Source organism: Vibrio crassostreae (genome assembly GCF_041439375.1).
Classification (GTDB): Bacteria; Pseudomonadota; Gammaproteobacteria; order Enterobacterales; family Vibrionaceae; genus Vibrio; species Vibrio crassostreae_D.
The window spans coordinates 1-9,306 of record NZ_JBGONY010000100.1 but is presented as its reverse complement, the minus strand read 5'-3'; the positions used below and the strand labels follow the sequence as shown (position 1 = coordinate 9,306).

Here is a 9,306-nt window from a genome sequence, read left to right as displayed (position 1 = left end):
AATAATCACCCATACTGGCCGTTTCTATCTGAGATCCAATTAGGAAACAAAGCCAATCAGAACCTGTTCAATACCCTTCAGGTTATCCAGATAGTTCTGACGACTGTTTCTGTCTTGGCCACTTTGATGTTTGTCGACCGCTTCAGATACCGTTTGAGAGAGGCGCTCTGGGTCGAATGGCTTTTCAATGAAATCATACGCCCCTTGTTGTAACGCTTTCACGGCCATATCGACATCACCGTGACCAGTGATCAAGATGACAGGTACCTCAGGTACTAACTGCTTAAATCGCGCAAGCAACTCAACGCCGTCTATATCAGGTAAACGAACGTCGGTGATGATGGTTTGGAAATCACCCTGCTCTACCGCGTTTAACGCATCTTGCCCAACCTCAAATGCGGTGACATCGAAGCCCGCTAATTGTAACCATTGGCTGGTTGCTTGACGCACAATTGCATCATCTTCAATCAAAGCTATACGCTGCATGGTTTGGTTCCGCCACTTACCTCTGAATAATGTCGCCTACGGTATGTAAAAAATCCGCAGACGAAAAGGAGCTAGCTCCCACTTTGAATAACACTCCTTTAACAGTTTTATAATGTTTGCTAGCTTCAACTTGTCTCACTCTCCATTCGCTTAAAAAGCAAACAGAAAACCTTCTCAAGTCACTAGTTTTAAAAGGATTTGATCAGCAATGATGAATAACAATCGATATTGGTTATTCCTATGTGCCTGTTTATTAATTGGTTTGGTTCAGGTAACCACCAAAAGTGGTATAAGCCAATGGAAGCTCGAACAAGCCCAACGCTATGCAGAACAGCGCTTCCTCGGATACATTGCCGAAGCCAGACATACCCTGAAACGCTTCTATTATCTGCCCTACCTAGTGACGAACGATGAAACCAGTGTACGTTTCATTGATGGTGAAGCCCGCCTTGAAAAACGCATTAAGAAACAGCTGATTCAACTGGATAAAGCGGCCAACACCAAGGGCTGGTATCTGCTTTCTGGCGAAGGTGATTTGTTGGTATCGAGTGTAGAAAGAAGCAAGCTGAGCAAAAAGAACGCCAGCACGATTGTGTCGAAAATCCACCAGCAAGGTGGGGCGATTTCAGTAGTAACCAAAAACAAAGGCGTAACCCCAGATTACTTTATTGCTGCTCCGGTGTATCGAGCCGCTGATGTGGTAGGCATTGTTGCGGTGCAAATTGACTTATCGCTGCTGACTGATCAATGGTTTGCTGATGGCGAAGCAGTCCTGTTCCAGAACCCTCGCGATCAGTTCTTTCTCTCAAGTGATAACCGATTGAGTGCTGACTGGTTTAACGACACCTTCAATTCTCAGCCTACTGCCACCAAACGCGAGTTGTACGACCAAACCCACATTCGCGTTTGGCGACTGCAAGGTAAGGATTACCTAATTCAGTCCATCAAATTAGATGACCTCAATTGGCGTTTAACCTATCTCACCCCATTAACTAGCCTCAATCAAACCACTAACTGGATAAGTTGGAGCGTGGCGGTGGGCTGTCTTTTCATCATGCTATTGCTGGTCATTCTCTACCAAAGACGCCAGAAAAAACTCAGCAACCTACGAATCCAAAAGCTGATTGAAGAATCTGAAAAACGATTGTCTGGAATGATCAACAAGACACACGTTGGACTTGTGCTGATCGATAAATACGGCCACATCCACGACATTAATCTGATGGCCAAAAACTACTTCTGCCTATCTGATTCGATGATCAACAACATCAAAGCATGGCAACTTTTTGAGGCCAGTAACCCGAATTCAACCACTTTGCAGTTGTTGAAGAACTTAGAGCAACATCAGGAGCTGGCCGAGATCACTAGTGTTGAAACCATGGCAAGACGCAGCGATGGCAGCTACTTCCCGGTGTTGTTCTCTATTAGCCCCTTTCCTTGGCATGCCACAACCTATTACCTGTGTACTGTGATTGATATCAGTAAACGTAAAAAAGCGGAGATCGCGGTTCAGGAAGCCAATAAAACACTTCAATTGAGGGTAGAAGAGCGAACGCAAGACCTCAAAGATGCACAACAAGAGTTGGTTGAATCAAGCAAACTTGCCGCATTAGGGCGGATGTCGAGTGCGATCACTCATGAGCTTAATCAACCGCTTACCGGTCTAAAAACTCTGCTTTCGAGTAACCAGTTACTGATGGAAAGAGGCGAGACTAAGATGTTGAAAGCGAACATGGACTTGGTCATGAGCCTAATCGACAGAATGGCTAACATGACCAGCCAATTGAAGTCGTTCGCCTTTCAAAGACTTGAAAAGCCCTACCCAGTTTCACTGACTGACGCATTGCAAGAAATCCTACGTATTCATCAAGCCGAATTGGAAAACGTCGATATTCGCGTGCGTGTAGCTTCCAATATTTCGATGGTAATGGGAGAAGAGGCGCGGCTTCGTCAAGTGCTTGGCAACCTACTTAGAAATGCCGTCGATGCCACGAAAAATCAGAAACCAGCAACCATTGTTATCAGCGCTCATACCGAGCAGCAGCGAGTTATCATCAAGGTTCAAGACAATGGCTGTGGCGTATCCGAAGACCAACTAGAAACCATTTTCGAACCCTTCCACACCAACAAAAAAATGGGTGAAGGGCTCGGGCTCGGACTCGCCATCACCGCTAACAATGTGCGCGATATGCAAGGCTATCTAATTGCTAAGAACAACCCTGAACAAGGAATGACGTTCACGCTAACGCTTAAGAGTGCCGACAGTGAGTCGTCGCTTACATGATGTTTTGTTCCTGATACTCTATTGGAATTCTGGAACAAAAAAACCGCCCCTAGAGGGCGGTTTGAAGAAGTTTATTAGCGTGTGACTTATTCTATCTCGCTTACTTGCTCAGGTGCTTAAGCAGTGACTCCGTTGGACGAACTATCGCAATGATCGATTCATCGTAGATTTTCGCTGAATCAGACAGTATCGCTTGGTAGGCTTTCGCGTCTGATGCTCGAACTTTTTCGCCCGCTTTTTCCTTAGCAATCAAGGTTAACCCCAAGTCTGCGACTTCCACCGTTTTCTCTGCGACAATCACAGTCTCTACCGAAGACACATTACCTGCGAAGACAGTTTTAGCAGCGAGTGCAGCCGCTTTTGCTTGATGATAATGCTCTGCAAGTTGCTCAAGCGCTTGTTGATTACCCGTCGCGACTTCGTTAACCAAATCTTGCATCTCATACACCGCGTAGCTTTCTACTGGCAGCGCATCCACGAAGCGGTTTAGGCGTTCGTATTGGCTGTACAAGGTGCCCTTAGGTTCGGTGGAATTCCACTTCTCCCAGTTGCGAGCATAATACTGTGCTGGCTCGGTGTATTTTGCTAGCACGCGCAGGTCGTGAATATCTTGGCCTTTCGCAATGCGCTTCAATAACATGTCAGCATCGGCGTGGTGACGTAACCCAACCGACACTTCCGACCATGTATCCATCGCTTTCATGCGCTTGTACATGCTGCGCTCATCTGTCAGTTCAGCATCCGACCAGAAACGCTCTGCAATTGCATAGCTGCGTGGCCATAGATAGTTTTCTACCGTGAGGCTATCTTTGTTTTCTAGCCACATGGTGATCTCACCACCTAAAATCAGCTCTTTTTCCTTGTCGGTTAGCTCCGCAGGGTAGCCACCGTTTGGCTCAGGGATCACGCTGCCTTCTACATCGCTGCTCGCAATCACTTCACCTGTGGTTGGCCAACGCACGTTACCAATTAACTGATAACTGCCTTCCGCAAACCCATTTGGATTGAGGTTAAGGTTGAACTCGGTGTAAGACATGAAGTTATCGAAGTGGCCAACAAAGGTTTTGCCCGGCACATAATCAAGAATGTAGATCTCTTCACGAGACTTACCGTTGTAATCACTGAACGCGCGGAAAGTACCGTCTTTCGCTTCAATGATGGTCAGTGTTCCCTTACGTGGGCTGCCTTTAGAGCGAGGCTTTTGCCATTGGTAAGTCACGAACTTCTCGCCACTGTTCAGCTTATCGTCAACCGTGATGCCGCTTGGCATTGGATCATTACGATAGTGGTAGCTAGTCGGCTGAGGTTGGTCTAGGTAGTAACCGGTAGACAGAATACCTGGGTAACCCTCTTTCGCCGCACGACCAATGCTGTCGTGCCCTTGCCAGCTTTGAATCACGATAGAGGTTGGCAGATCTTTATGCCAAATCTCATCCCAACCCGTCATCTTCTTGCCGCGCTCTTCCAGCATCTTTTCAACTTTTACGTTGAGGTAAGACTGTAAGCCGCGCTCACCATCGATATTGTTCTCTTCAATGAACTCTTGGTGCTTTTCGCTGTTTTTCCACTGCGCATAGTTCGGCTCATCTCCACCAATGTGAAAGTACTCATCTGGGAATAGTTCTGTCACTTCGTCGAACACGTCACCCAGCATTTCATAGAGCTCTGGGTTAAGTGGATCCATCAATGGCTCAAATACGCCCCAGCCACGTTCTTGGTCGTAGCTTTGACCTTCACCACCTGACATCAAGCGTGGGTAAGCGTGCGCCACAGCAGAAGAGTGGCCCGGCAAGGAGACTTCAGGAATCACACGAATACCAAGGTTACGAGAATACTCAACTAGGTAACGAACTTGGTCTTTGGTGTAGTAGTTGCCATCGGCGGTTTCAGACCACAGACGCGGCCAAGATTCCGTTTGAATGCGAATGCCTTGGTCGTCCCAGAAGTGCCAATGGAACACGTTCATCTTCGCCGACGCCATCGCATCTAGCTGACGAATCAACACATCAAATTCAATGAAGTGACGCGAAGTATCGTAAGAGACACCACGCCAGCGGAAACGGGGCTCATCAACAATGGTGACAGCAGGAATGTGGTAGCCAGTCGCCGTCGTATCAACGAGCTGCAAAAGGGTTTCGATGCCGTGAATAGCACCGTAAGGGCTTGGTGCACTCAACGTGATTTGTTCACCCTGAGTGGTAATCTTGTAGGACTCTACAGAGTCGATATTTTGTACTTCAGACTTTGGTGCCGCATCGATATCAATGATCAGGTTCGCTTCGTCTTCGCTATCAACCTGCCAGTTTAAAATCGGTACGCCAGTTTGGCGCTCTAGGCGATCGATAAAGCGTTTCGCGGTGTACTCAACGCGATCAGAGTTAAAGCCTTTGATATAAACTTTAAAATTACCATCTACTTTTACTTGGCCTGATTTTAATTCCACAGTTTGTGGATAAGGCATTAAATTCAAGTCTGTATTTGGAGCCATTGCTAACGCCATTGGAGAAACTACTGAACCGGATATCAATAGTGACAATATAGTTTTTTTCATTATTAATTTTCCTATATAACTTTCATTGTATTTTATTTATCAGAGCCTATTCACAAAAATAACTAGGCTATGTTGTTTTAGAATGAGAAATTAACACCAACTCGGAAGCGCCAATCCGTTTTATCATTTTCAGATTGCACCGTATCCGCATCAACCACTTCAGCGTATGGCCTCACTGTTGGTTTCCATTTGTAAACTGCTTTGACGGTATGCTCGCGGGCATTTAGATCGCCGGTTGCAAGCTCTGTCGTATGATGCGTAATCTGGTCGAAATACGTAAAGGCATACGAAATCATGTATTTGTCTGTATTGTATCCCGTCCAAATATCATAACGGTTTCGCTTTGCTGTCTCTTCATTGCCATAGTCATTCACTAAAGCTTCGGTCGAAAAGTCATAACGATAACGGCCATGTACAAAGAGCCCATTGTCAAAGTTGTAGTTGAGCTTTAGATAAGGCATCAAGAAGGTATTTGAGCCTTGAAAATTCATCACTACGCCAGGGTTCAGCATAAAATTGTCATTGATGGCATAGGTGTAATAATGGGTAAACTCAGTATTAATCACCTTCGTTTCGTCATACGCTCCCGCTGCATGTCGAACATTCGTCAGTGTTTCTAAACCATACCCATTATCAAAATGGTGACCAACAATAAAACGACTTCGATACTGATCTGTCGTACTTCGATACTCTGCCCTTAAATCGACATAACCCCCGGCAGTTGAGGTCATTGGTAATAATGCTAGTAGTGTTAAAGGAAGTAATTTTTTCATAGTTCACCGATATTATGATTATAAAAACCCACCGCACATTGATATATGCAGAAAGGTGTAAATTCGGAGACTACCTTTTTATTTCTTATTAATTATTTTGATTGTATGAAGTGTATTTATAGCTACTGCTCATATTCAGTAGCTATTATTTATTTTAATAAATTCTAAATTTAGCTATTTCACCAATTCAACGGCTTCACGAACCAACACTGCAATCTCGTCCCACTGTTCGTTCTCGATCATTTTTGGCGATACCATCCAAGTGCCACCACAACACACCACACGATCGATCGCTAGGTAATCATTGACGTTGTGTTTGCCGATACCGCCCGTTGGCATTAGCGACACATCAACGTAAGGCGCTAGCAAAGATTTCACCATATTGATGCCACCAGACGCTTCAGCAGGGAAGAACTTCAAGAAGTTAAGACCAAGCTCAAGCGCTTGCTCTACTTGGCTTGGGTTGTTTACGCCAGGAACGATTGGCATACCGATCTCTTGGCAACGTTTTACTGTGTTTGGATTCAAGCCCGGTGCTACGATGAATTCGCTGCCCGCCTCTTTCGCAAGGTCGATCTGCGCTGGCGTTAATACTGTACCAGCACCGATACACATCTCTGGGTAGGCATCACGCATCGCACGAATCGAATCCGCTGCTGCTTCGGTACGGAACGTCACTTCTGCTACTGGCAGGCCGTTTTCTACTAACACTTTTGCTAGTGGAATCGCATGTTCCACCTTGTTGATTTGGATAACAGGGATAACTTTGAACTGCTTAAGTGTGTTGATCATTTCTTGAGACATAATAAATTCGCTTTGTTTTTCTATTTTTTAATTAAGTGATTCATAGCGCTTACCGGGATGATCGCGCCTGAGTATTGAATAACGGTAGAAGCCAATTGGTGACCCAGTTCAGCTGCATCATTGGTGCTCTCACCTGTAAGACGCGCCGCCAGATAACCCGCAGCGAAGGAGTCACCCGCTGCGCAGGTGTCGACCACGTTAGAAACACGAGTCGCAGATACATAACTCTCAAAAACATCGCCTTGTTCAACTTGAACAATCTTGCATGGCTCACAGCCACGCTTGATGACGATCTCTTGGCACCCCAAACGGAGGCAGCGTTGTTGAACGCTCTCTGAGTTCCCCCAGACAAGTAGATCGTCGTCTTCGGTAATCAAGGCGATGTCCACCAGCGGCAGTAGCTTGGCATACCAATGTCGAGCTTGCTCGATGCTCCAAAGTTGCGGGCGATAGTTGTTATCAAAAATCACCTTTCCGCCTTGGTTTGAGAACACGCTAATGGCTTTGAATAGGCGCTCACGAGAGGCGTCATCCAAAACCGCGATACTGATCCCGCTGATGTAAACCGCGTCGACTTGCTTCTCTGTCAGAGCGATTTCAAGCTTATTCAAGTCATTAGCATGGAAGTAAGATTTTACTGCCGCATCGTTGCGCCAGTAGTGAAAGTGTCGCTCGCCTGTCTCGTCGGTTTCGACCATGTAGAGTCCAGGAAGCTTGTTCACAATGCGTTCTACGAAATTGGTTTGAATACCTTCTAACTGCCAGCTATCAATCATATCTTGAGACAGCTCATCACTGCCAAGCCCTGTCGCGTAATGCACAGAGATGTTTTGATGTTGAGTTAAGCGAGAAAGGTAAAGTGCGGTATTAAGTGTGTCACCGCCAAACTTTTTGGTTAATGGAGAGCCGCTGATTTCGACCATACATTCGCCAAAGAAAGCAATATTGAAATGAGAAGATGCAGGCATAGCCGCTCCTAAAATAGAGATAAATGGGGAAGAAGGCTCTGCCGCTAAGCAGAGCCTGAGCTAACTAAATCACTCCACTGTTTGTCGTACTAACTTTGCTGTACTGACTCGCCGCGGAGCGTTGAGTTAGCTTGTTTGATTTGCTGGACGTTGAGGTGCCGCTTCTTCTTCAAGTACGCCAGACTCAGACATTTCCATCTCCATCAGAGCACGCTCGTCATCAAGAATCGCTTTTGCCATTTCAGGTGTTACTTGGTTAGCCGGAGTCACTAGGCTCACAACCACACCTGCCGTTAGAGCAAATAGACATGAAGGAATCACTGGGTTGCCCCAGAAGGCTGTGTAGTCAGCGTTTAGCATTACTACGAATGAAGCGACAGAAGCACCCGCTAGCGTTGCAAGCGCACCTTGCCAGTTGTAGCGTTTCCAGAATTTACCCAACATACCGCACACAAACATGCCCGACATTACCGTTGAAATCATCTTAGTGATGTAGCCAATGATGTCATTTGAGGTCAGTGCAAACAGTAGTGCGAAGCCAATCACCACAACTAAAGCTAGACGAGAGTAGTTCAGCATTGATTCTTTGTTTGGTACGCGGCCTGTGAACATCACGTACACGTCACGCAGTAGGATAGATACACCGGCAATCGCATCTGAGCTTGCGCTCGACATCGTTGCAGATAGGCCAGCGATAAGAACAATCATACCTACGCCAACTGGAAGAACCGTTGCAGCTACGTAAGGAAACGAGTAGTTCGGGTTATCCAATGATGGGTCGATTGCGTGAGCAGCCATACCAATGATTGCTGGAATAATTGAGAAGAAAAGGTACAACACACCAGAAGCGACGAATGAGCGACGGATAGTTGAAACATCTTTACCAGAATAGATGCGTTGGCGGAATGAAGGCGTTGCCAGTACACCCACACCGATAACCACAGCCAGAGAAACAGCAGGCAGAATGCCCAGTTTATCGATTGCTAAAAAGCTTGTAGCAGCAGGGTCCATCGCAGCGTAAAGGTTGTCCATGCCACCAATGTGATCAACAGACATTACCGCCATTAGGATGAAGCCAGCAAAAAGGATGATTGCTTGAATCGTATCGGTCCATACAACTGCTGTGTAGCCACCGATAACAACATAGATAGTGAATGCCGCTGCAATAATGATTTTCGCAAGGTTAAGGTCGATGTCTGCAATCCACGCTAGGTACATGCCACCACCTAGAATGTGCGCACCTAACCAACCGATTGACGCGATAAAGATAAGTAGGCCAACCACGTTTTTCACGATTCGGTTAGCGCCTACGTAGTAAGCCAGCTCTTCACTCATGGTCATGAAGTTCAGTTTACGAACCGGAGCAAACCAAAGGGCTAGCAATAGCAGGGCGGGATCGCACTTTGTTAACAGATATGATCTAATAGCTCCAAACCCATA

At 46.2% G+C, this 9,306-nt stretch carries 6 protein-coding genes and 1 pseudogene; 1 reads left to right on the top strand and 6 read right to left on the bottom strand.

Translation table 11 applies throughout. The annotated features are described in order from the left end of the window. Window positions 1-51 precede the first annotated feature (51 nt). Window positions 52-486, bottom strand: a pseudogene (locus tag ACED45_RS23255) (response regulator); the annotation flags it as partial. A 208-nt stretch (window positions 487-694) separates the two neighbouring features. Between ACED45_RS23255 and ACED45_RS23250 the strand changes: the two are divergent. After that, window positions 695-2,770, top strand: coding sequence for an ATP-binding protein (locus tag ACED45_RS23250; RefSeq protein ID WP_371715127.1), 2,076 nt, complete (start codon window positions 695-697; stop codon window positions 2,768-2,770). Between the two features lie 100 nt (window positions 2,771-2,870). Here ACED45_RS23250 and ACED45_RS23245 read toward each other — a convergent pair whose 3' ends face one another. From ACED45_RS23245 to ACED45_RS23225, 5 genes are all read right to left on the bottom strand, one after another. Beyond that, window positions 2,871-5,321: a family 20 glycosylhydrolase gene (locus ACED45_RS23245; RefSeq protein ID WP_371715126.1), complete on the bottom strand. Its 2,451-nt coding sequence runs from the start codon at window positions 5,319-5,321 to the stop codon at window positions 2,871-2,873. Window positions 5,322-5,398: 77 nt separating this feature from the next. Further along, window positions 5,399-6,052 carry an oligogalacturonate-specific porin KdgM family protein gene (locus ACED45_RS23240; RefSeq protein ID WP_240699163.1) on the bottom strand — a complete coding sequence of 218 codons (654 nt, stop codon included), beginning with the start codon at window positions 6,050-6,052 and terminating at the stop codon, window positions 5,399-5,401. A gap of 216 nt (window positions 6,053-6,268) precedes the next feature. Then, on the bottom strand, window positions 6,269-6,898 hold the full coding sequence (locus ACED45_RS23235) for a bifunctional 4-hydroxy-2-oxoglutarate aldolase/2-dehydro-3-deoxy-phosphogluconate aldolase (RefSeq protein ID WP_102479717.1): 630 nt from the start codon (window positions 6,896-6,898) through the stop codon (window positions 6,269-6,271). Window positions 6,899-6,918: 20 nt separating this feature from the next. Next, on the bottom strand, window positions 6,919-7,866 hold the full coding sequence (locus ACED45_RS23230) for a sugar kinase (protein WP_102479718.1): 948 nt from the start codon (window positions 7,864-7,866) through the stop codon (window positions 6,919-6,921). 126 nt (window positions 7,867-7,992) lie between these two features. After that, window positions 7,993-9,291 carry a sodium:solute symporter family protein gene (locus ACED45_RS23225; protein WP_371715128.1) on the bottom strand — a complete coding sequence of 433 codons (1,299 nt, stop codon included), beginning with the start codon at window positions 9,289-9,291 and terminating at the stop codon, window positions 7,993-7,995. Window positions 9,292-9,306 lie beyond the last annotated feature (15 nt).

Excerpts from the sequence above, each read along its gene's own strand:
- ACED45_RS23240 (WP_240699163.1), bottom strand. The coding sequence starts at position 6,052 with ATGACCTCAACTGCCGGGGGTTATGTCGATTTAAGGGCAGAGTATCGA.
- ACED45_RS23235 (WP_102479717.1), bottom strand. The coding sequence starts at position 6,898 with ATGTCTCAAGAAATGATCAACACACTTAAGCAGTTCAAAGTTATCCCT.
- ACED45_RS23230 (WP_102479718.1), bottom strand. The coding sequence starts at position 7,866 with ATGCCTGCATCTTCTCATTTCAATATTGCTTTCTTTGGCGAATGTATG.
- ACED45_RS23245 (WP_371715126.1), bottom strand. The coding sequence starts at position 5,321 with ATGAAAAAAACTATATTGTCACTATTGATATCCGGTTCAGTAGTTTCT.
- ACED45_RS23250 (WP_371715127.1), top strand. The coding sequence starts at position 695 with ATGATGAATAACAATCGATATTGGTTATTCCTATGTGCCTGTTTATTA.